This is a genomic window from Rhodococcus sp. MSC1_016, assembly GCF_023667485.2.
GTDB lineage: Bacteria > Actinomycetota > Actinomycetes > Mycobacteriales > Mycobacteriaceae > Rhodococcus_F > Rhodococcus_F oxybenzonivorans.
The window spans coordinates 6,767,711-6,790,662 of record NZ_JAMOZI020000001.1 but is presented as its reverse complement, the minus strand read 5'-3'; the positions used below and the strand labels follow the sequence as shown (position 1 = coordinate 6,790,662).

The 22,952-nt window shown below is 63.8% G+C and carries 22 protein-coding genes; 10 read left to right on the top strand and 12 right to left on the bottom strand.

Annotation, left to right across the window (positions count from 1 at the left end; genetic code table 11):
• Positions 1-4: 4 nt before the first annotated feature.
• Entirely contained in the window at positions 5-1,477 is a 1,473-nt protein-coding gene (locus L1080_RS31685) for an aldehyde dehydrogenase family protein (RefSeq protein WP_250769452.1), read from the bottom strand.
• 763 nt (positions 1,478-2,240) lie between these two features.
• The gene (locus L1080_RS31680; RefSeq protein ID WP_250769456.1) at positions 2,241-2,525 is read right to left on the bottom strand and encodes a YciI family protein; all 285 of its coding nucleotides are present in this window, start codon (positions 2,523-2,525) and stop codon (positions 2,241-2,243) included.
• Positions 2,526-2,803: 278 nt separating this feature from the next.
• On the opposite strand from L1080_RS31680, the gene L1080_RS31675 reads away from it, so the two are divergent.
• Together L1080_RS31675 and L1080_RS31670 are read left to right on the top strand one after the other, a co-directional pair.
• Entirely contained in the window at positions 2,804-3,151 is a 348-nt protein-coding gene (locus L1080_RS31675; protein WP_250770088.1) for a hypothetical protein, read from the top strand.
• The gene (locus L1080_RS31670; protein WP_250769458.1) at positions 3,144-3,794 is read left to right on the top strand and encodes a Dabb family protein; all 651 of its coding nucleotides are present in this window, start codon (positions 3,144-3,146) and stop codon (positions 3,792-3,794) included. The genes L1080_RS31675 and L1080_RS31670 overlap by 8 nt, the downstream gene beginning before the upstream one ends.
• A gap of 69 nt (positions 3,795-3,863) precedes the next feature.
• Here L1080_RS31670 and L1080_RS31665 read toward each other — a convergent pair whose 3' ends face one another.
• The 4 genes from L1080_RS31665 to L1080_RS31650 all read right to left on the bottom strand — a co-directional run bounded on the left by L1080_RS31665 (position 3,864) and on the right by L1080_RS31650 (position 9,083).
• Positions 3,864-4,802, bottom strand: coding sequence for an alpha/beta hydrolase (locus L1080_RS31665; RefSeq protein WP_250769461.1), 939 nt, complete (start codon positions 4,800-4,802; stop codon positions 3,864-3,866).
• A gap of 362 nt (positions 4,803-5,164) precedes the next feature.
• Positions 5,165-6,139, bottom strand: a complete 975-nt coding sequence (locus tag L1080_RS31660; RefSeq protein ID WP_250769464.1) for an NADPH:quinone oxidoreductase family protein — start codon at positions 6,137-6,139, stop codon at positions 5,165-5,167.
• Positions 6,127-7,794 (bottom strand): AMP-binding protein, encoded by a 1,668-nt coding sequence (locus tag L1080_RS31655; protein ID WP_250769468.1) that lies wholly within the window; start codon positions 7,792-7,794, stop codon positions 6,127-6,129. The genes L1080_RS31660 and L1080_RS31655 overlap by 13 nt, the downstream gene beginning before the upstream one ends.
• Positions 7,794-9,083, bottom strand: coding sequence for an MFS transporter (locus L1080_RS31650; RefSeq protein WP_250769471.1), 1,290 nt, complete (start codon positions 9,081-9,083; stop codon positions 7,794-7,796). Before L1080_RS31650 ends, L1080_RS31655 begins: the two co-directional genes overlap by 1 nt.
• A gap of 300 nt (positions 9,084-9,383) precedes the next feature.
• Here L1080_RS31650 and L1080_RS31645 point away from each other — a divergent pair, with 300 nt between their 5' ends.
• The 7 genes from L1080_RS31645 (at position 9,384) to L1080_RS31615 (ending at position 15,017) form a co-directional block, all read left to right on the top strand.
• A complete protein-coding gene (locus tag L1080_RS31645) occupies positions 9,384-10,127 on the top strand; it encodes an SDR family NAD(P)-dependent oxidoreductase (protein WP_250769474.1) in 744 nt (247 codons plus the stop codon).
• 47 nt (positions 10,128-10,174) lie between these two features.
• Complete coding sequence (locus L1080_RS31640) at positions 10,175-11,359, top strand: acyl-CoA dehydrogenase family protein (RefSeq protein ID WP_250769477.1); 1,185 nt, start codon at positions 10,175-10,177, stop codon at positions 11,357-11,359.
• Between the two features lie 64 nt (positions 11,360-11,423).
• Positions 11,424-12,617 (top strand): acetyl-CoA C-acetyltransferase, encoded by a 1,194-nt coding sequence (locus tag L1080_RS31635; protein WP_250769479.1) that lies wholly within the window; start codon positions 11,424-11,426, stop codon positions 12,615-12,617.
• Positions 12,618-12,621: 4 nt separating this feature from the next.
• Positions 12,622-13,206: a TetR/AcrR family transcriptional regulator gene (locus L1080_RS31630; protein WP_159924023.1), complete on the top strand. Its 585-nt coding sequence runs from the start codon at positions 12,622-12,624 to the stop codon at positions 13,204-13,206.
• 54 nt (positions 13,207-13,260) lie between these two features.
• Positions 13,261-13,836, top strand: coding sequence for a TetR/AcrR family transcriptional regulator (locus L1080_RS31625; protein ID WP_159924021.1), 576 nt, complete (start codon positions 13,261-13,263; stop codon positions 13,834-13,836).
• 110 nt (positions 13,837-13,946) lie between these two features.
• Positions 13,947-14,420, top strand: a complete 474-nt coding sequence (locus L1080_RS31620) for a winged helix-turn-helix transcriptional regulator (protein ID WP_159924019.1) — start codon at positions 13,947-13,949, stop codon at positions 14,418-14,420.
• A gap of 183 nt (positions 14,421-14,603) precedes the next feature.
• Complete coding sequence (locus tag L1080_RS31615; protein WP_159924017.1) at positions 14,604-15,017, top strand: ester cyclase; 414 nt, start codon at positions 14,604-14,606, stop codon at positions 15,015-15,017.
• A gap of 329 nt (positions 15,018-15,346) precedes the next feature.
• Here the strand turns inward: L1080_RS31615 and L1080_RS31610 are convergent, their stop codons facing one another.
• Entirely contained in the window at positions 15,347-16,567 is a 1,221-nt protein-coding gene (locus L1080_RS31610) for an MmgE/PrpD family protein (RefSeq protein WP_159924015.1), read from the bottom strand.
• A 475-nt stretch (positions 16,568-17,042) separates the two neighbouring features.
• On the opposite strand from L1080_RS31610, the gene L1080_RS31605 reads away from it, so the two are divergent.
• On the top strand, positions 17,043-18,362 hold the full coding sequence (locus L1080_RS31605) for an MFS transporter (RefSeq protein WP_250769481.1): 1,320 nt from the start codon (positions 17,043-17,045) through the stop codon (positions 18,360-18,362).
• A 626-nt stretch (positions 18,363-18,988) separates the two neighbouring features.
• On the opposite strand, the gene L1080_RS31600 is transcribed toward L1080_RS31605, so the two are convergent.
• The 5 genes from L1080_RS31600 to L1080_RS31580 form a co-directional block, all read right to left on the bottom strand.
• Positions 18,989-19,753, bottom strand: coding sequence for a GntR family transcriptional regulator (locus L1080_RS31600; protein ID WP_159924010.1), 765 nt, complete (start codon positions 19,751-19,753; stop codon positions 18,989-18,991).
• Positions 19,754-20,106: 353 nt separating this feature from the next.
• Positions 20,107-20,844 carry an IclR family transcriptional regulator gene (locus tag L1080_RS31595; protein WP_159924008.1) on the bottom strand — a complete coding sequence of 246 codons (738 nt, stop codon included), beginning with the start codon at positions 20,842-20,844 and terminating at the stop codon, positions 20,107-20,109.
• A gap of 117 nt (positions 20,845-20,961) precedes the next feature.
• Positions 20,962-21,405: a PaaI family thioesterase gene (locus tag L1080_RS31590; protein ID WP_250769483.1), complete on the bottom strand. Its 444-nt coding sequence runs from the start codon at positions 21,403-21,405 to the stop codon at positions 20,962-20,964.
• Positions 21,406-21,635: 230 nt separating this feature from the next.
• Positions 21,636-22,520 carry an alpha/beta fold hydrolase gene (locus tag L1080_RS31585; RefSeq protein WP_250769485.1) on the bottom strand — a complete coding sequence of 295 codons (885 nt, stop codon included), beginning with the start codon at positions 22,518-22,520 and terminating at the stop codon, positions 21,636-21,638.
• Positions 22,517-22,924, bottom strand: coding sequence for a hypothetical protein (locus tag L1080_RS31580; protein WP_250769487.1), 408 nt, complete (start codon positions 22,922-22,924; stop codon positions 22,517-22,519). The genes L1080_RS31585 and L1080_RS31580 overlap by 4 nt, the downstream gene beginning before the upstream one ends.
• Between the last annotated feature and the right edge of the window lie 28 nt (positions 22,925-22,952).

The window sequence follows — 22,952 nt, the reverse complement described above, 5'->3', positions numbered from 1 at the left end:
GCTTCTAGGTCCAGCGGACATACGCGGTCTTGGTGGTTGTGAAGAAGGTACGTGCGGCCTTCCCCTGTTCTCGGCTCATGCTGCTCGAGCTCTTGAGCCCACCGAACGGCACATGTGGCTCGACACTGCTGGTCTCGCGATTGATGTGCACCAACCCCGATTGTGTGCGCCGGATGAAGGTCATCGCGGTCGCGATGTCTCTGGTGAACACTCCGGAGGACAGGCCGTAGTCCGTGTCGTTCGCGGCCTTCAGCGCATCGTCGAAATTATCGACTTCCTGCACGGTCACGACCGGTCCGAAGATCTCCTCCCGGACGAGCCTGCTCTTCTCCGACACTCCGGTCAGGATGGTGGGTGCGATATAGCAAGTGTCGGAATCGAACTCCCGCCTCGTGAGAAACTGGACGTTCTCGTCGCGGGCGAGTTGCAGGTAGCCGGCCACCGTGTCACGTTGCTCCACCGAGGCTAGTGGGCCGATATCGGTGGCCGCGTCGTACGGATTACCGACGACGAGCGCGTCAGCGTGCTTCACCAGCAGTTCTTGTAGTTTGGGAGCGACGGCGCGGTCGACGTAAACCCGGCTCGTCGCGGTGCAGCGCTGTCCCGTGTGGAGCATCGCGCTCTTCACGATCTGTAGCGCTGCATCCTCGACATCGGCGTCGGCGAGAACAATGGACGGGTTCTTGCCGCCAAGCTCGAGCTGGACCTTGATGTTGCGATCGGCGACGGCTTGACGGAGTCGCGACCCGACTGCACCCGAACCGGTGAAGGTCAAGGCTGCGAGTCGCGGGTTCCCGGTGAGTGCCGCCGAGAGCTTTCTACCACTGCCTGTCACCAGATTGACGACCCCCGCGGGCAACCCGGCTTCTGCGAGAATCCTCGTCAGGAACACTGCGGATCCGCAGGCCGGTTCGGCGGGCTTCCACACAACGGCATTCCCGAAACCTATTGCAGCCGCGATCTTCCACGCCGGAAGCGCGAAAGGAAAGTTCCACGGTGTGACTACACAGACGACACCGAGCGGCTCCTCTACCGTCATCAGCATCGTGTGTGAGTCGGCACTGGGGTATGTCTCTCCACTGGGTTGCAGTATTTCACCGGCGTAGTAGCGGAGGATGGCGACACTGCGCAGGACCTCGGCGCGTGCGTCACGGATCGCCTTCCCCATGTCTGCGGTGATTGTGAGGGCAGCTTCGTGAACGCGGCTTTCCAGAAGGTCAGCGGCAGAACGAAGATAGTTCGATCGCTCGATTGCTGTCGTCTCGGACCACGCTGGTTGAGCACCGCCTGCGGCCGCGTACGCAGCGTCGACATTGCCGGGAGTCGCTGAAGCGTAGATTCCCGTCACCCGGCGGAGATCGGAAGGATCTAGGCGCTCGAAAGTGTCGGTGGCGGTGCTCCATCGACCCGCGATATACAACGTGGTCCCGTCAGCGATCGACGACGGCAACGTTGGGCTGTCCAAGTTCACGGACATCTTTGTTCCCCGATCTGTGTAGGCGCAGAGGTTGTTGGATTCGCCCTCGGCGCGGAGGTGTTGTGTCTTGTCACCCGCACGCGCAAAGCGGCGGGTGTGCCGGTATGAAAATCTTCTCGGCAATCTTGTAGTGCGTGCTGTCACCGCGGGCGTGTCGATATCGGACGTTCCGGTCTCAGTGCAGTCGAGCGGCGGTAGTCGAAGTGACTGGGAATCCACTCTTTTGTGGCGATAGCCAGTGGGCGGCCAAAAGCCCTCGGACACCTCACAAAACGATTCAGCAATGACCACTCGAGTGACTTGGAACACGCTGTAGGGAAAGCATGACACCCGGCCTCTGAAAATACAATAGGGGAATTTTTTACGTATATAAGCAATCTTTGGAATGCATGCAGCGGGAAGATGCGAGCCAATCCGACTTGCCTTCAAGGACTTCGAAACCCAGCGCTCGAGAGCAGGTATGACCGTCACTCCCGGTCCCCGACGCCATTGTTCACTGAAGGGCACGTGGGGTGGCAGCCGCGACTGTGGCTGGAACTAATGCATTTTCATAGAAAAAAGACTTCACTGCCATATCGCCACCGGCAAGGTTGCCGGGCCACGCAAATCGCTAGAAAGGCACCTGGCGGAGGTGGGGTTCAGAATAAGAGAACGGCAAGCCCGTTCGTCTGAACCAACACCGCCGACCAAGTACTCACCGCGGCAAACCGCCAAGTAACTTCAACAGCGAGCCACTAGGGACTGAGGTCTGCCGCATTCGCCATTAGACGCCGACGAGAGGGCCTATGACTGGATTCCATTCGTAGATGCGCTCTCCTACGACGACGCCCTGCGTGACGTAAGGATCCTCCGCAAGCAGAGAACGCAAGGCGTCTTCGCTGTCCGCTTTGAACACCAGTAAGGCCCCGGCGCCGTCGGCCCAGGCGCCGGCCTCCTGCAGCACGCCTCGGGCAGCGGCATCCTTGACGAAAATCAGATGTTCAGCACGCGCAGCCTCTTTGACCGACGCATCGGTGGTATACGACCAGATCACAGCGAACAAGGCCATGGTTGCTCCTCAAACGGGGGAATGAAACGGCTCCGAATATGCGCATGAACTGCACACTCGAAGAGGGTAGAAGTACGGATGAGGTGACTCGTGTCCTATTTCGCGACACTGATTGCTCCATGAGTGGAGGTATGAAACGGAATCGGATCTGACCAGCGTGTCGCAACCGTCCGACGAGGCCCTCGATGACGTTCGCGCCGGTCTCACCGGAGCCGCACCTCTCCCGCCAAGAGGGAGATCCCCTGCTCCAGCGGCTCGAGTGCCGTTACGTTCAGGCCATGGTAGACGAGAAGGTATACGTGGTCGATCGTGTGGTCACAAAACCCGGACGTGCCCGGGAGTTCGTCGACGCGTACGTCACCGAGTACGTACCGGGGGGACGGACACGCGGAATGACCCTGGATCGAATTCTCGTCAGCCCCCCGATCTGGTGGGCGGACGAGCCCAACACCATCACGATCACGTGGGTGGTCGACGGGGTCGACGCCTGGTGGGACATGACCCGGCGGGGCCGCCCCGACCCGGAGCTCGGCCGGTGGTGGTCGCGGATGGACCCGATGATCCTCGACCGAACCCGTTCCATGGCGGCAGCGGCCGAGGACGTCGACGGTGTGTGCGATGTATAACGTCACGAGGGTCGTCCACTTCACCGAGGCAGCCGATGCCACTGCGCGGGAAGAGTACGCGAACAATGCGCGTCGAACCATCCTTGCCGCCGGCGTGGAACGGATACTCATCGCCCCGACTTTGCCGGGAGTCATCAACGGCGGCGACCTGATCGTGCACCTACAGCTCACCGACACCGCCAGCTGGCGGAACCGCGCGGACGACATCGACTCCGCACTTTCCCAGCCGATTGCCGACCGAGTCGACGGGGTCGAGTACGCCCCTGGACTCGGCGGTCGGGGGCCCGGACAGCATTCGAGCCGCCTGTACCGCGCACTGCTGCTCCGTGTGGAGTCGGGTACACCGGACTCCGTCGTCCAACGGTTCGAGCGGGAACTACTCCGGATGCCCGAACATATTTCGTCGATCACGGCGTGGCAGCTCAGCAGAGTCGACGCGGCCCTGGGTCCGCAGCGGTGGACTCACGTGTTCGAGCAGGAGTTCACCGACCATAGTGCCGTGTCGGGTCAATACCTGAATCATCCGATCCACTGGAGCGTCGTGGACCGGTGGTTCGATCCCGAGTGCACCGACATCATCGTCCGAGACCGGGTGTGCCATACCTTCTGTGAACTCGACGACCTCGTCATCCCCGACCGGTAGTTCCCCCGAAAAGCGCTGTGGTGCGGCCGGACCGGTGACCGGTCGACCGCACCACAGGTAGCGCGGGTGCTATGCGTTACCGAGTACGTCGCGCACCATTTCCCAGATCTGTTCGCGCGCCGGCGCGGTGAGCGAGAGCGAAGGGAAGGTCAGGAATCCGTGGAAGAGTCCGTCGAACCGGTGGTGCCGGACTCGGACACCGTCCGCGGTGAGGCGCGCCGCGTACGCGTCACCCGATGAGCACGGCGGATCGAGTTCGGCGGTAATCACCACCGCCGGCGGCAGACCGGCCAGTGTCTCCGCCCGGGTGGGAACGAGACGCGCATCGTCGGTCCCGTTCGGCGCGTACTGCTGCCAGTACCACTTCATCGCCTTGGTGGTGTTGTAGTACCCGGTCCCGTAGAGGCGGTACGACTCGGTGTCGAAGTCGTCGTCGATCACCGGATACAGCAGCACCTGCGCGGCGACGGCCGGGCCACCCCGGTCGCGGGCCGCAATCGCGACCGTCGCGGCGAGGTTACCTCCGGCGCTGTCGCCCGCCAGTGCGATCCGGGTGGGGTCACCGCCGTATTCGGCGGCGTTCTTCGAGGTCCACTCCAGGGCGGCGTAAACGTCGTCGTGCGCGGCCGGGCCGGCATGCTCGGGAGCCAGGCGGTAGTCGACCGACACCACGACCACGCCGGCACCTTGCGCCATGGAACGGCACAGTTCGTCGTGACTGTCGAGGTCACAGAACACGAACCCGCCACCGTGGGCGAACACCACCACAGGCAGTTCCGGATCGTCGCGATAGGGCCGGAAGATTCGTAGCGCGAGGTTGCCGTCGGCAGTCTCGATCGTGAGATCGGTGACCTCACGCATGTCCGGCAGTTGCTGCAAGGGCGCCCGCCGGTCGCGGATCAACTCACGCAGTTCGGTGGGCGGCACAGCCGTAATGTCCGGAAACCCGGCATTCAGGGTGGCGAGCATCGCTGCAACTTCGGGATGCAGGGTGGGTCGAACTGCCATGGTGTGGTCTCCTGGTCGGTCGGCGCGTTCCTGCGGTCACGGTAAGCGCGCCGCCGGATGAGCCGGAACCAGGATTCCCGATCAGCGGTCGCCCATCATCCCTTTCAGTTCATGATCCATCCGCCGTCGATGGCGGAGACCATACCGACTATTTCCAGACATCCCAGATCGGGATTACAGGGACGAGTGTTTTCTAGCCGGAGGCGGCACCGAGGGCCGCCTGAGTGAGCTCAGCCGCAGGGTCTTTCGAGCCGAATGTGAAACGGGACCGGTAGCTTCTCACAATCAAACCCCAGCCTGCGGCCCGTGAGTGGTTAACGAGTGCAGGGACTCGTTAACCACTCACGGGCGGCGGAGCCGCCTCACCGAAGGGTCAGGACACTCTTCCCGACGGTTCGGCGGTGTTCGAGATCGAGCAGGGCCTCGGCCGCCGCCTCGAACGGGTACCGCGTCGGCTCCGGAATCGTCAACGCGCCCGATGCGAGCAAGGGACACAATTCGATCCACTGCGCCGACAGTCGTCGGGGGTCCTCGGCCCACCACGAGCCCCACGCGACTCCGACTGCGGACGCGTTCTTCAGGAGCAGTCGGTTCACTTTCACCGAGGGGATGTCCCGGCCGGTGAAGCCCATCACCAGAATCCTCCCGCCCGTCGCCAGCGATCGGACGCTGTCGGTGAAGCGATCGCCCCCGACAGGGTCGACCACGACGTCCACCCCGCGGCCGTCGGTGATCGCGAGGACCTCGTCCCGCCAGTTCCCGGTGGCCACGACGTCGGAGGCGCCGAGACTCCGCACGTACTCCGCCTTCTCCTCACTGCTGACGACCGCGATGGTCCGCGACGCGCCCAGGTGAGGCGCCAGTGTCATCGCGGCGGTGCCGATGCCTCCCGCAGCGCCGTGGACGAGCACCGACTCCCCCTTCTCGAGACGCCCACGACGAACCAGTGCGAAATGCACGGTGAGGTAGTTGAACAGCAGGGCAGCGCCCGCGGACATCGAAATCGTGTCGGGGAGAGAAAAAGTCGTCTCCGGCGGCAGTGCGACCAGGTCGGCCATGGCGCCGCCCACACCGGTCAATCCGACGACCCGGTCCCCCGGAGAATATCCGCTGCCGACAGGCGCTGACCGCACGATCCCGGCGACCTCGCCGCCGGGGACGAAGGGCAATTCCGGCTTGTACTGATACCGACCTTGGGTGAGAAGCAGATCCGGGAATGACACCCCGACCGTATGAACCTCGACGAGGATCGCGGAGTCGTCCGCGACGGGTTCGTCGACCTCGACCGGGGCGAGCGCCCGGGGACCGTCGAGCGCGGTGACCATCAGTGCGCGCACGCGGTTGCCCCCGCTCCTGTGATCGGGAGTTCGCGGACGGCAGCCCGGCGCAGCTTTCCGACTTCGGTACGCGGGAGGTCGGATCGGAAGTCGACGACTTTGGGTGCCGCGTAGGGCCCAACGCGCTGCGCCACAAGGTGTTTCAGTTGCGTGACAAGGTCGCCGTCGTCGGCCCGAGTGTCCGCGCGGACGACGACGGCCCGGACCACTCCGCCGCGAATCGGATCGTCGTACGCGACTGCCGCGGCGTCGGCGACCGCCGGGTGCTGCAACAGCGCGTTCTCGACCTCGACCGGGCTGATGTTGTGCCCCGACGCGATGATCATGTCATCGTCCCGGCCCAGTATCTGCCACCGCCCCTGTGGGTCTGTGACGGCACGGTCCTCGGTGAGGAATACGTCGCCGCGCCAGCGGTCGGCCCACAGGTCGGGGGCGTTCTCGTAGCCGCTGGACATCTGGTGCCGAGGCTTTCGTACCGCGATCAATCCCGGTTGGCCGTCGGCTACCGGTTGACCGTCCCTGTCTGCGAGGAAGGTGTCGAAACCCGGAATCGTGGCGGACATCCAGCCCGGACCGGACCGCGTTTCGGTGCCCTGGGTGTCGCCCAGGAGCATGCCGACCTCGGACAGTCCGTACCCGTTGCGCACGACGGGGGCACCGGTGCCGGCCCACTCCGCGGCGACCGCTGCGGTGAGCGGTTCACCGGCAGCGGCGACTGTCCGGAGGGATGACGGCACCCTGTCCTGCCCGAAGGTCGCCGTCAGTCGCCGCAGGGCGGCCGGGGCGGTGGTGAGGATCGTGGCCTTCTCTTCCCGGATGACGCGATGCCAGGCCTCGGGGACGAACTTCCCGGAGTACATGACCCGCGGCACGCCCAGCGCCATGACGGCGGCGCCGGTGCTGTACAGCCCGAACGCCCACGCCGGATCCGACGTCGAGAAGACGACGCTGTTGCGGGTCGCCCCGAGAACGACCTTCGCGTAGGGCATGACCGAGACGAAGGCGGCGTGGGTCATGGTGCACGCCTTCGGTGTTCCGGATGTTCCGCTGGTGAACAGCAGGGTGGCGGTGTCCCCGAGTGCCGTGGTCGCGAGCGGGCCGTCGGCGTCGGCCCGGTCGACCTCGGTCCAGAAGGACCGGTCGTCGTTGCCGGCCGCGACGTCGCCGACGACGAACACCGCGGGATCGAGTCCGTGGGTCGCCTGTGCTTCCGCGAGGGCCGGCCGGTACCGCTGATCGACCACGACCGCGCGGACTCCGGCCGCGTCGAGGCGCAGGCCGATCGCGTCCGGGGCGAACCCGCCGAACAGCGGCACGTACACCAGCCCGGAGCGCCACGCCGCCAGTGCGGTGATCCAACTCTCGACCTGTCGCGAGAGCAGTCCGCCGACGCGATCTCCCCGCGTCAGCCCCGCGCGTGCGAACACCCGTGCCGCCTTGGCCGCGAGCCTGTCGAGTTCGCGGTACGTCCAGCGGTCGGCCGAGCCGTCCTCGTGCCGGACGGTCAGCGCCACCCGCTTCGGATCGGCCGCGTAGCGGGTGCAGATCTCGTGGGCGGTGTTGAAGTCGCCACCGAACGGGTCGCGGTCCAGCAGAGATTCGATGTCCTGCCAGGCACCGGCGAGTGCGGACGATGCGAGTCTGTCGAGAGACATCAGTGATTCACCTTTGCAGTTTTCGTCAGGGTCAGGACCAGGACCGTGATGGCGCACGCCGCGGCGATGTACGCGGCCAGTGCCCATGAACCGTCCGTCTCCGCAGCGATCGCCACCGCGATGAACGGTGCGGGAGCACTGAACACGACACCACCGAACTGGTAGGCGACGGACGCGCCGGTGTACCGGACTTCGGCCGGGAACAGACCGGTGACGTAACCGGCCACCGCGGAATAGGTGACGGCGTGACCGATCGTAATGATGAGAATCATCGCCAGCAAAACTGCGGCACCGGCGCCGGTGGACAGCAACCAGAAGAACGGGTACGCGATCGCCGCCATGTAGAGGGACCCGTAGATCAACATCTTCCGTGCTCCGATCCGGTCCGCGATCATCGAGGCGTAGGGCACCGACAGGATGTCGAGGACACACGCGACGAGGATGCTCAACAGGATCGTCTGCCGCGAGATGCCGAGTTCCTTCGGACCGTACGACAGGACGAAGACGGTGACGAGGTAGAACGGCACGAGGGAGGCGGCCTGGGTGAGAATCCCGACGCCCAGCGCGCGCTTCTCACCCCGCAAGACCGCGAGGATCGGGAAGTCGGCAATCTTCTTGTTGCGCTTGACGTTCTCGAACTCCGGCGATTCGACGACCTTCAGTCGCACGTACATGCCGACCGCGACCAGTCCGGCGCTGGCGAGGAACGGAAGACGCCACCCCCACGCCTGTACCTGGTCCTCGGGAAGCTGCTCGACCAGCAGGAACGCGAGCGTCGCGAGCACGAGTCCGGCAGGTACACCTGCCTGCGGCCAGCTGCCGTAGAACGCCCGCTTCTCGCGCGGTGCGTGTTCGACTGCCATCAGCACCGCGCCGCCCCATTCGCCACCGACCGCGAAGCCCTGCGCCAGGCGCGCGAGGACGAGGAGCACGGGCGCCGCGAGGCCGATCGCTCCGTAGGTGGGGATGAGTCCGATCGCGACCGTCGACGACCCCATCAGCACCAGGGAGAACACCAGCATCTTCTTGCGGCCGATCCGGTCTCCGAAGTGCCCGAAGACGATCGCGCCTGCGGGCCGCGACACGAATGCGACACCGAATGTCGCGAACGCGGCCAGCGTTCCCGACAGCGGACTCAGCGACGGAAAGAACGCCTTCCCGAATACCAGGGCGGCCGCGGTCCCGAAGATGAAGAAGTCGTACCACTCGATTGCCGTTCCGACGAAGGACGCGAAGGCAACCTTCTGGGGTTTGACCCGAGTGACCTCCAGGTCGTCGATGACTCTCATATCGAATCTCCCATCGCTGCTGATGTGGGGCGGTGTGGCTGCCGTGTCGATCCGGTGCCACCGCGCTTGTGATCGGGCCGTCGGGCCTCGTCCAGGGCTCGCCGATCGGACATTGCCTCCGCGCCGTCACCCTGTGTGGCCACAGTCACAGGTCTAGCACACCGCACACACCATCGCAAGCATTCTTGTACCGATCGATCCAATTCGAGCTGCCAGATAAAAGTGCAGTACAACCAACTTGTAAGAAGGCTTTAGCGAACACTCTGGACTATTTTTGGATCGATCAGTACATTCCTTGTCATGAACGAGAACGATCACGACGCCGCCCGCGTCGCGCTGGTCTCCGGCGGGTCCCGCGGCATCGGGGCCGCCGTCACCACGGCCCTGATGCAGCGCGGCTGCCGGGTGGGATGCACGTATCGGACCAGACGTGACGAGGCCGAGAAGCTCGCCGCGGACGCCCCCGAACAGGTACTCCCGATCCGCTTCGACCTGCATGACGACACCACGGCGCCCACGGCGGTGGAATGCGTCGTCTCCCACTGGGGACACCTCGATTCGCTCGTCCTGAACGCGGGCCAGTGGTCGGGCGGGCGGCTCGTCGAGACGGACCCGGACGCCTGGTGGAGCGTGATAGAGACGAACCTCCGCGGCACCGTCGCCCTCGCCCGGGCCGCGCTACCCCACCTCCTCCACGGCAGGTCACCGAGCATCGTGCTGGTGTCGTCGGTCGTCGGCCTGATCGGTCACGCCGGCGACACCGCGTACGCGAGTGCGAAGTCCGCGATGATCGGCTTCGGTCGCTCACTCGCCAAGGAGGTCGCACCTGACGGCATCCGGGTCAACGTGCTGGCCCCCGGCTTCGTCACCACCGACATGACCGACGCGGTGCCCGACTCCGCACGCAGGCGCATCGAACGAGAAACCGTCCTCGGCCGATTCGGCACCGTCGACGAAATCGCGAAGGCCGCAGTCTTCCTCAGCGAAGACGCCACATTCTGCACCGGCTCCGTCCTCACCGTCGACGGTGGCTGGGCGCTGTGACGCCCTGCCTTCCGTCACCGCTCACCAACGAAAAGGAAGTTCACACCATGACCGCGACACTCCACACGGCCAGCCTCCCCGAGGAGGACTACATCACCCTCCGGGATCGCATCTTCGAGGCGATCTGGTCCGAACTCGATCCGCTGGAACAGCGAATCGAGGACGACGAGCAGGTTCCGCACGACATCGTCATGCCCATCCTCGACCGGATCGGCGCGCTCGGCCTGCTCGTCCCCCGCGAGTACGGCGGCAGCGGCCTCTCGATCGCCCAATACCTGCCGATCATCGCCGAATTCGCCAAAGTGCAGGGCGGGCTCCGGGTCATCGTCCACGTGCACAACTCCTTCGCCCACGCACTCTCCGAGATCGGCAGCGACCGGCAGAAGGCGGACGTGCTGCCGGGCACGGCCACGGGCAAGAACTCGGTCGCGTTCGCGCTGACGGAGCCGGGTTTCGGGACGGGCGCCGACCTCGGGTCGACCGCGGTGCGCGAAGGTGACGGCTACATCCTGAACGGTGAGAAGTGGTTGATCACCAACTCGGACATCGCATCTCACTTCATCGTCTTCGCGAAGACATCCGACACCGACGTCTCCGCGTTCCTCGTTCCCCGCGAGACCGAGGGTCTCTCGATCGCAGCGCTTCCCGAGACGATGGGCTGCAAGGGCACCGAGCACGGACGCGTCACCCTCGACTCCGTCCGGGTGCCCGCCACCGCCCTCGTCGGCGCCGAAGGGCAGGGAAACGAGCACCTCGAACGCGCACTGGAGATCAGCCGGGTGTTCATCGCGGCAAGCTCCCTCGGCACGTCCGAGCGTGCCCTCGAACTGTCGATCGCCCACGCGAAGAGCCGTGTCACGTTCGGCAAGCCGATCGGCACACGGCAGGCCATCCAGCGCTACCTGGCGGAGATGGCCACCGATGTCTACGCCCTGCGCGGGATCCTGGCCGACGCAGCGCAGAAGTGGGATGCCGGCGAACGGATTCCCGCCGAGGCCAGCATGTGCAAACTGTTCGGCCTCGAAGCCGTCGGCCGGGTCACCGACCGGGCCCTGCTCATCCACGGCGGAATCGGATACACACGCGCGCATCCGATCGAACGCCTCTACCGGGACGCCCGCCTCAACTGGCTCGAGGAGGGAACCCCGACGATCCAGTACCTGGTCACGGCGGGACGACTGCTCGACGGGTACGAGTTCTCCGACGCCTTCGAGACGTCGCGCAACAACTGACACCAGTTTCCCTGCGGCCGGGACCGGCCGCAGGGAAGCACCACGCTCGCGAAGGAGACGAACAATGACCGACCACGACCCCACCGTCCTCGTCGCGGGGGCGCGAACCCCGTTCGGACGTTTCATGGGATCCCTGTCGAGCCTGAGCGCCCAGGAACTGGGTAGCCATGCGATCGGTGGTGCGCTGGAATCGGCCGGCGTCGACGCACGCGCCGTCGACCACGTCCTCATGGGCCAGGTCCTCACCGCAGGCAGCGGCCAACTGCCCGCGCGCGTCGCGGCAGCGGCCGCGGGAATCCCCATGACCACACCGGCACTGACCATCAACCGGATGTGCCTCTCCGGAATCGACGCGATAACACTGGCGCACCAGATGATCGTCGCCGGCGACGCGGACATCGTGGTCGCCGGCGGTCAGGAATCGATGAGCACTGCGCCGCACCTGCTGACGAACAGTCGGCGCGGGCACAAGTACGGCGACACGGTACTGATCGACCACCTCGCATTCGACGGGCTCCAGGACGCGTTCACCGGGTCGTCGATGGGGGCGCTGACCGAGTCGCGGAATCCCGAGTACGGGATCGGCCGCGCGGCCCAGGACGAGTGGGCCGCACGCTCACACCGTACGGCCGCACGCGCGCGCAAGGACGGTGTCTTCGCGGCCGAGATCGTTCCCGTACCGATCACGTCCGGTCGGGGTGAGTCGACCGACGTGAGCCACGACGAGGGCATCCGGGCCGACACCTCGGCAGCGGACCTCGCAGGTCTACCTCCGGCCTTCGCCGCCGACGGCTCGCTGACCGCGGGCAACTCGTCACCGATCTCCGACGGTGCCTGCGCCGTCGTGGTCACGCGGAAGTCGACCGCCGTCCGGCTCGGACTGTCGTGGCTGGCCGAGATCGGATCACGCGCCGTGGTAGCCGGACCTGATTCGGGTCTGCACGAGCAGCCGTCGAACGCCATCCAGGCCGCGTGCCGACGCGAGGGGATCGCGCCTCGCGACCTCGATCTCGTCGAGATCAACGAGGCATTCGCCGCCGTCACACTCGTCTCGTCCCAACGCCTCGGTCTCGACACGGACCGGGTGAACGTCAACGGCGGCGCGATCGCGCTCGGCCACCCGATCGGCGTCTCGGGCGCACGGATCGTCCTGCACCTCGCGCTCGAGCTGCGACGCCGCGGCGGTGGCGTCGGCGCAGCGGCGCTCTGCGGGGGCGGCGGCCAGGGGCAGGCCCTGATCGTGCACGTCGAACGGTAATTCGATGAGCACCAAGTACGAGCTCAACCGCGCCGAAATTCTGCGCGTGTCCGCCGAGCTGTTCGCGAGGTCGGGCTACCACGGCACCGGGATCGCCGACCTTGGCACGGCGGTGGGACTCGGCCGCGGGGCCCTCTACCACTACATCGGCAGCAAGGAGGAAGTTCTGTTCGCGATCAGCAGCCGGCAACTCGCGCAGATGAACGACGTGGCCGACGAACTCGCCCTGACCGAACCGGATCCGGAGCGCCGCCTCCGCGGTCTCGCGCGGGCCCTCCTCCGCAACATCGCCGAACACCGTGCGGAGTGGACGGTGTTCTTCCGTGAGTACCACGCCCTGACCGGTGATCGGCGTGCGCGGGTCGTCGCGGCCCGCGAACGGTACGAATCGCATTGGCGGCACGCGTTCGACCAGGGCGTCCGCGACGGGGTGTTCACACTGTTGCCGCCGTTGATGATCAAGGGTGTGCTCGGCATGTTCAACTACAGCTACCTCTGGCTCACGGCCGACGGGGCCCGCACCCCCGAGGAGATCGCCGACGGGTTTCTCGACGCCCTCATCACCGGGCTGGCCGCGCCGAAGCCGTGATCTGGGCCGTCTAGACTCACACCTTCGACCGCCGGGAAACAGAGGGGCCCTTCGATGAGCGACAAGTACGACGCCAACCGGGACCGAGTCCTGCAGGTGGCCGCCGAATTGTTCGCGAAGTCGGGCTACCACGGCACTGGAGTCGCCGAGATCGGTGAGGCCACCGGACTGGGGCGGGGCGCGCTGTACCACTACATCGGCAGCAAAGAGGCAATCCTCTACGAGATCAGCAGCCGGCAACTCGCGCAGATGAACACGGTCGCCGACGAACTCGCGCTTTCCGAGGCTGATCCGGAGAAGCGGCTTCGCGGTCTTGCACGTGCGCTCATGCGGAACATCGCCGACCACCGTGCGGAGTGGACGGTCTTCTTCCGTGAGTACCACGCCCTGACAGACGAGCGTCGGGATCGGATCATCGCCGAACGTGAACGCTACGAATCACATTGGCGGAACGCATTGGCGGAGGGCATTCGCGACGGACAGTTCCGTCCTCTCCCGCGGCTAATGGTCAAGGGCCTGCTGGGCATGTTCAACTACAGCTACCTGTGGATCACACCGACCGGCGCCGAGACCCCCGAAGACATCGCGGACGAGTTCCTCGACGCCGTCGTCACGGGGATGCGGGCGTGAGGCGCTTCGCGCCCGTGAGTGGTTAACGAGTGCAGGGACTCGTTAACCACTCACCGGCGGCGGAGCCGCTGACTTGGACGCACCAAACCAGCGAGGACTATCCTCGTCGCATGAGTCCGTCGCCGGCCACCCCTGCCCGTTGCTCCATCGCGCGCACCCTCGAAGTCCTGGGCGACAAGTGGACGCTGCTCATCATCCGCGACGCCTTCTGGGGCCACCGTCGGTTCTCGGATTTCACCCGCAGCCTCGGTGTGGCGTCCGACGTGCTCACTGCACGGTTGGCGATGCTCGTCGACGAAGGAATCCTCGAACGCCGCGCCTATCGTCAGGAAGGATCACGGGAACGTCAGGAGTACGTGCTGACCGAGAAAGGCAAGCAGTTGCACGTCGTGATCGGGGCACTGGGCCAATTCGGTCGCGACCATCTGCCGCGTCCGGGTAGCACCTCCCCCGAGTACACCGACGAGACCACCGGCGAGGCCGTCTCCCTGGCGTTCGTCACCGACGACGGTCGACGCGTGAGCACGTCTAGCCTTCATGTCCAGCAATCTGATCCGGCCCCGACAGCCGGTAAACAGGGTTAGTCCTCGTCGATCGCAGCTCATTCTTGTTCGTGAAGCTCCCTATGCCTTGACGAGAAGCGCCTCCCGTACAGCAGCTCGAGGCCAATGGCTCACAGGCGCATGGGTAACTCGTGCAGCCCGCAGAGGTGCCTCGTCATAACCATGCTAACTTGGTATTTCCAAGCTAGAGAGAATCGAGGCAAAATGGCAGTGCAACACGGAGTTCGCGCAGTCGAGAATTTCTGGGCCGAGGTGTGGCAGTCACCCCAGAATCCCCAGGCGATCGACGAACTCGTCGTCGATGATTTCGTCATCGTCACCGGCGGACAGGCGATCCGCGGCCGAGACGCCTTCAAGGAATGGGTGCTTAATTTCCAAGCCACCGTCGAGGATCTGGAGTTCATTCCCATCGAGACGTTCCAGAACGAGGACGGTTCCCGCGTAGCCTCGCTCTGGGAAATGACCGGGCGCAACCGCGGCATCATGGGCACCGAACCGGACGGGCAACCGATCCATCTGACAGGCACCGCGGTGTGGAACGTCCGCGCAGATGGGCTGCTCGAATCCAACCGCGTCGAGCGCAATGCCTGGGAGCTGCACCGGCGGCTGACGGCCTAGGATTCGCCCCACTCACGGAGCCGAAGATGATTTGTCGAGATCGTGACTCGTCCAGCCACGATCTCCGACACCGCCTGCTTATCGCGGCGACACCCAACCCGGTGACGTGAGGTTCCCCTCCTCACGTCACCGGAGCAGTCTGCACCCCGTGTCCAATCCAGCCTACCGCCGAGCCGGAACCATCCTGTGCGTTTGCCGGCCCCCATCGACTGACGAGCCCAAGGAGCACTTACATGCCCCTCAGGTTGCAACCGCACACGACTCGGGTAATACCCACCAAGAGCACAGAAACCACCGATGCAACACGAGTTTTGGAACCGAGCGGGCCTTTACCCGCTACCTGGCAGACACCGTCGTAACAACTCCGCTGCCGAAAGCCAGTCCAATGCCATTACCTCGCCTGAGCGCTCCTCACCAACACATCCGCGAACTTTAGCCTCGAAGTCCTCGCTGGATACAGGCCTACGCGAATGCCCCAGCGGGAGTTCCTCTACCGCTTCGACCAGTGATCCGTCATTGAACTCGACAGTTACCCTGCAGTTGCCGTCGAGTACCCCATTCCCCTCAGGATCAGCTATCAGGCCGATGCGGTCGAGGATGCTCCGCACCTCCGGGCGCTGTACAGCAGCATCCGTGAAGCTTGCGATATCGGGGAACCCGTCCAACAGGGTGGCGGCTATGCCGTAATTCAGCGAAAACTTGCCTTCCAGACCCGTACTCGGATAGTCGTGAATCAACGGTAGAACTGCACTCCGTGGAGTGTGCAGTCGAATGCGGGCAATCTCGTTGATCGGGAGCGCACCCAGCGACCGAATCGCGGTGATAGGGCGCTGAAGGGCGTAACAGCACGGATGGAGCTTCAGCCCCAGACCATCCGGAATGAGGGGTCCTGAAAGTTGCGGGGAGTTCCGGCCTCCGACGAGCCGAAACCACTCATCGACAGCGCGCGGGTCGGCAGTCGCGCCTGCTGCGGCGAGTCGGGCTGCACGTACACCGGCATCCGCAGCGAATCCGACCTGCATCGGCTTGCCTGCGGTGCCAAATGCTTGACGGACACCGCCTGCGGCGGGAACAGCGTGTGCCATCGCTGTAGCAACGCCGTCTGAGTCGAGCCCGAGAGACAGCCCCGCTGCGACAGCAGCCGCGATGGCACCGACCGTCGCGGTGGAATGCCATCCCTGCGTGTAATGGTTCCAACCGAGAGCGCTACCAAGGCGCGCCATCACGCCCGCCGCCGCTAGGTACTCTCGCGCACCACCGCCCGCTGCCAACGTGGCGGGCACGCACACCACACTGATGTGCGTCGTGGACGGTATGTGCAGATCGTCGAAATCGAGTACGTGCCCGACCGTTGCCCAACGCAGCGCAGCCGGCAGGCCATCAGTCCACGCGACCACCGGATCATTCAGTGCCGCAAGGGTAACGGTGACGGTATCGATCAAAGCACGTTGCGCAAGCTCGAGATCTGCGGACGTTGGGTCGATACCGGCGGCCCATCGTGTGAGTTCACGCATGCCGACGACGCTTGACTCCTGCACCGCACCAGTCATCACCGCTCCTTCTCTGCAGAGTTTCCTTCAAAAGTATCCAAGTTCGGAACACCATACCGCTGAGCGGCATACCCCACAAGCTTTGCGGGCGGCCTTCGCCATCAGCCATGAGCCTCGTTCAACCTGGCACGAGTGGTGGCAACCACCGCGTGCACGTCAACCTTGACAGCTGTGACCCTAAGCACGATACTTAAATGGCGAAACGCTGTGCCGCTCAGCAGCACGGACGGGTTCGCTCTCCTACGTCCGCACTCGCATCGAACGTCTTACTTCGACTGCAACGACCGTGCCGCAGTGGCATCGAAGCCGGAACCGAGTTCACCTGTAGAGGCACTCCCGCGCATCTTGTTCCAAGAATCCGGAGGTTCCTCAACGGTTCTTACCGGACCGAACGCCACCACGCGGAACCACCCAGGAACCTTCGAAACCACCGTCAACGACCTCATCCTCCGCGAAAGGCGCCCAGCAAATGAAAATGGACACATCCGATGAGACGGCGATAATAAACCCGAGACGGCAGCTGATTGCCGGCACTATCGGACACTCGGTGGAGTTCTTCGATTTCCTCGCATACTCCTACCTAGCGGTGTACTTCGCGTCTTCCTTCTTCCCTTCCTCGGAATCGTCGGGACTAGTGCCCCTTCTGAGCGCATTCGGAGTTTTCGCCGTCGGGTTCCTCGCGCGGCCGTTAGCAGGACTCTTCATCGGACTCTTCGCAGATAGGTACGGCCGCCGACGAGCCCTGAGTCTCACCATCACCCTTATGGCCGGCGGTAGCTTGCTCATCGCCTTATGCCCTACGTACAACCAGATCGGCGTCGCCGCGCCCATAATTCTGACTGTTGCCCGCATCCTGCAGGGATTGTCCGCAGGAGGCGAGTACACGACGGCGGGTGCATTCATCGTCGAATCCGCGCCAGCCGGTCGGCGCGGCTTCTACTCGAGCTTCATGTTCGTCGCCTCCGGCCTGGGCAAATTGACGTGCCTTGCCTTCATTACTGCGTTCGTCGCACTCATCGGTGAAGACGCTATGCGCGACTACGGTTGGCGAATTCCCTTCGCTGTCGGCGCATTAGCCGCGGTCGCCGCCTGGTATATCCGCCGCGGGACCCAAGAAACGCTCAAAGTGACCGACTCCGAATCGGGTGCCACGCCGACAGGCCGCAATCCACTCGCTGCTCTGCAACGTTATCCCCGACAGTCCATCATTGTGTTCGCGATCGCAACCGGAATGGGCGTGGGACAGTACTTCTGGGCTACCTACTTGACAACTTACTTCCAGATCCAGAACGGTGTCTCTGCCACCACCGCCATGACGGTCGGGATCATCACCCTGATTCTTTACACCGCTGCCCAGCCACTCGCCGGGTTGATCTCCGACAGATACGGGCGCAAACCATGCATGTATGCATTCAGCATCGGTACTGTGATCGTCACACCTTTCCTGCTCTCTATCTCGAGCACGAACTTCACAACACTCATCATCATCCAGCTCATCGGCCTACTGCTCTTGAGCCTGTGCACATCGATCACGTCAGCCGTGATGGTCGAGAATTTCCCGCCGCACGTCCGAGTGAGCGGCCTGGGATTCCCGTACTCGCTCTCAGTGGCGCTCTTCGGCGGAACAGTCCCGCTTGTTGCCACTAGCCTGGCCAATGCAGGCTACGCCCGATATTTTCCGTGGTACATCGTGGTCACTGCCGTAATTACGCTGCTCGGTGCTATATCGGTGCCGGAAACGTATCGAAGCGACATTTCGGGTGATGCCGATCGGAAGCCTTCGGTGCCCGCGTAGCTTCACCTTCACGCTGCCGCGCGGTGATCGCCAACCCTCGGCCGCTACAGACAGCATCATGCCAACGCTGTAGCGGCCGAGCGGTTGACCGACCGAAGCATCATTACCACGGTCCCGAGGATCACCATTCCGATGAGTGCGGGAATACGTGGACTCGCGTGAGTATCACCGATGGCGCCAACTGCGTCGATCGAAGCCGGCAGAGAACCCAACACGCGGACGCCGAAGCTGAGCGCATTAGTCTCTTCGCCAGCATGCGGTCACCTCACGGGGCCCTACTCCGAGGTGATGACCCTCGGCGAAAGTTTCGGCGAGCGCCATCAAAGGAATATCTCGAGCACTTCGGCATGACAGCCCGCCGGTTCACCGAACGGCTGTGCCAGCTCACTCCTGCGTCACATTGTGCTCTTTACGCCTTGGCGAGCGAGTATCCACCACCACCCGGGCCTCCAACACCCTGTCTCGTCGAGTACCCCACCGAGCGGCCCTGTTACAGGCCGCTCCTGTAGTTGGCACTCCCCGAACCCTGACTCGCGCGACCGGATTGGTTCTTCTCGAGTGTTCAAAGTGTTCATGGGACAAGGCGATCTGGAGGATTCCGCCGACGGGCCGGATTCCTGTCGACGTCAGTAGTTGCTCGCTTCTGATTGCCGACTTCTGCCCATAGTGATTCGGTAGGTGTAGTTCTCGGGTAAGTAGTAGTTGACCGCCAGCTCCACTACCTGACCGTCCGAGTCGAGGTACAAGCGATCGGCACGCAACAAGGGGTGCCCGGTGGGGCAGCCGAGATAGTGGGCGATGTCCTCGGCGGCCGGTGCGACCGTGATCGACTGCACAAGATCTGCCACGGGTGACGCCAGATGAGGTTCAAGAAGGCCAATGATCGTCTGCGACCCGATCTCACCTGATTGCATCTCCGTGCCACCGGACAGGTGGCGCGCGTGCGCGTCGGGAAGGTGAACAGTCGTCGTCACGAACACACCACCTGCATGGCGACGTACGTACGTGATCGTGCTGACGAAATCGCTGTCGAGGCGCAGTCTGCTTGCGGCTTCGATGTCAATCCGGCGCCGAAGGGGCGCAACTATTTCGGTGGTGGTATCAGAAGGGAGGTTGGTCAGTGCCTCAATGTGTCCGAGACGGCGAAGGCGCATACTCGCGCCTTCGGAGACGAACGTACCCCGGCCCGGAATTCGGTACACAAGGCCATCCGCTACCAGGTCGTAGAATGCTCGGCGCACCGTCTGCCGACTCACAGCAAATTCTTCGGCAAGGGAAAGTTCAGTGGGAAGCTGTCGGCCACCGTGGAAGTGACCTGCAGCAATTTGCTCGCGCAGCGCAAGAGACACCCGTCGATGTGCTGGCTCATTTCCATTGTTGCGGTCACCCATGCGCCCGCGCCGATTCGTTCAAGTGTCGCGCTGCGGTGTCCATCGCATACCGATCCGTCGAAAAGGTCCAGCCATCAGAATAGCGTTTTTTGAGACGCTATGCCAGTGTGCGGCACACACGACTTACCGCCTCCGGAAATCCGATGCGAGCCACCCTTGCCAAATGGGCGCTGGCCCGCCGCGTACGCTCCCACGGGAATGCACAGCTCGTGACAGCACCGTTCACCGTTGATCGGAGACTGAACGCTCATCGATCTCGCGCGGCTGAGCGGATACCGTCGCGCCAGCCGAATTCGTGACGTCGCTGTGCGGGAGTCGCCGCGCAGATCGGTGAGACGCACCTCTTTCGGGGATCAGAGCAGTGAGCTCACATTCGCTGCTGTGTCGCTCACTTGCTTTCCCCACCAAGACACTCGCTGTTCGTCGAACCGCGTCTCGGGCATCGAGATTCCGATGCCCCCGACAGGGCATCCGTCCTCCCCCAGCACGGCCGCTCCGACAGCGCACACCCCCATACGATTCTGGTTGATACTGACCGCATATCCGACCCTGCGAATCTCGTCGATCTTTTTCCTGATCGACTCAGGATCGGTGTCGGTCTGCGGAGTCAGCTTTTCGATCGGGCTCGACAGCACTCGGTCCACTTCGTCGTCCGGTAGCTGCGCGAGGATGGCCAACCCGCCCGAAGTATGGGGCAGCTGATACGTGGCACCGACCTTGATGAATGTGCGAACCGCCTGATGTGAGTCCATCCGCTCGATCTGCACGACGCGCTCGGCACCATCACGAACCTGTAGCGTGATGGTTTCGTTTGTCAGATCCCGGAGCTCCCGCATGGGTTCGAGCGCGACGGTACGCAGGTCACCCTTGTCCCATCCACGCCTACCCACCGCGAGCGCCCGGGAGGTCAGCTTCCACCTCGTGTATTCGCTACCGTCGCTACGGATCCAACCCGCCGACGCCAATGCCTGCAAAGTGCGCTGAACCGTCGATTTCGGCAGCTGAAGGGTCCGTGACAGTTCCCCGACCCCCACCGGCTGAGCCTCTGCCACAGCTTCGAGTACCCGCAAACCCCGTTCGATGCCCTGCACTTGCAATCCCTTCGACCGCCGTTGAATGAGCGCCGCTGACAGCACTCGTATCGTCTTGTGCCGATTATCGGCACAGCATGTCGAAATGTCCAGCCCTCAGTCCGGCGCGCTCGCGGTTCAGCGGTATCCACCCTCGACTGCGCCAGATCCTCGTGAAGACGAACTGTTCGCAAGGATCTTGAATACTCCAGTTGCCGTGGCTACAACCGCGTTGTCGACGCGCAGATCCGAATCGGCAAAAACGATTGATGCCGTCCGCCGCACTATGCGCGGCGAACTCGTCAGTAGGTCGCCCACCAGAACCGGACTGAGGAAGTTGACGTTCAGCTGCACGGTGGCCATGTTCTGCGTGCCGGATTCATGGAGGGCCGTCGAACCTAGGGCCCGGTCAGCGAAGGCCATGATCAGGCCCCCTTGCACTGCTCCTCGTAGGTTGCGGTGTTGCAGCCCGCACCGCAGCCCGTATTCTCGCCCACCGTTTTCTGTATGGCGGCGGAGTAGTGGACCGATCATCCCGATGAACCCGTCGTCGTGTATCTCCGCCCATGCGGCTTCAGTCACCACAAACCCCTATCCCGTTCCTGCTTCGGTCTCGCCTGCCCAGCGCCTTCTCCTACCCAGCGGGCCGGCTGACTGCAACGGCAGAAATGCCAGATCCGCCTTCGGCGGAGGGTGGCGGGGACACCAGCGGCGGGGGTTGGAGGCGCCCCACCGCCGGCGGCCCCGCAGGTTGCGTCGACTTGACCCTCGCGACCACCACGAGTCCGCTGCCGCGCAACCGGTCAGCGGTGTTACTGCGTAGCCGAGAGGACCTGCGACGGGACTGCCGTGTCGCGAATCTCCCAGAGCACCGGCTTGATGCAGCGGAAAAACTGCTCCGCATCCTCGCTCATCGGAAAGTGGCCGAGGCCGCTCATCGGAATTACCTTCGCACCTTTGATCTGCGCACCGAGTTCCTCGGCCTCCTCGGGCCCTGTAGCGAAATCGTATTCACCATTGAGGATGTAGACTGCGGTCTGCGAGGTGTCGATGTCCTTCGCCGTATCCCGAAGATCATGCTCGACGCTGTAGTACTGCAGATCACCCTTGAACACCGGCGGTGACCCCTGACTGTAGACCCATGTCGTCTCCCGGCGGCCGACCTCCGGCGCAGTCGGTGATGTGAGTGCGTACATCGCTGCCGGCTTCGAGTCATTGCTGATTTCGGGGTGAAACCAGTAGTCGAGGTAGTAGCCCGGCGAATACAAGGCCGCTTCCAGGCCGATCACGGCACGGAACTTCCCGGGGTAATGCAAAGCGAGATCCGGGGCGAGATTGCCGCCCATCGAACTACCCATGTAGACCGCATCCGGGCACTCGAGTGCGTCAGCGAGGGCGACCACGAACTTCATGAAGAAATCCTGGGTCAGGGTGTACTCCTGCTCCCACCAGCGTACCGACAGCGGCGGTAGCGACCGGCCGTGATAGGGCAGATCCCATGCGATCACCCGGAAGTTTGCCGTGATCTCCTCGTCCTCCAGTAGATGGCGATACTGGCGGGCATCGCAGCCTGCGGTGTGCTGCAGCAGCAAGGGAATACCCGAGCCGCTCTCCTCGTAGTAGACCCGATACTCGATGTCGTCGATCGTCAGATGCACATACCGTCCAACTGCTTTGTCGAACTTGGTCGTGGTCATTTCGCCTCCTCGGCAACCCTGGTGTACGAACGCATGAAGTCGAACAGCCGCCGTAGGGCGGCGTAGTAGGCGAAAAACATCTTCATGTCCCCGCCATATCTGAAGTTGTGCCGAGAAATCGCGGAAAAGAGGTCCTGATAGAACGGCCGCGGCACTCGCTGGAAGAACCTGTTCCACTCCTCGGCCGGTGCCGAGACCTCTATGTCGTAATTGCGCGAGACTGTCATGAAGTTGTTGCCCGCCGGCGGTGTCATCGACTCCAGCCGCCCCTCGCGGACCACCAATATGTACGTCTCGTCGCCGATCTCCAAACGGATGATGGCGTCCCAGAAGCGTGCCGCAATCTTGAATTCCGGATCCAAGTTGAGCGCTTCGGTGAACCTATCCGTGTCAACAAATGGCATGAGCCTGTTCCTTTCCAGGGGGAAGTCG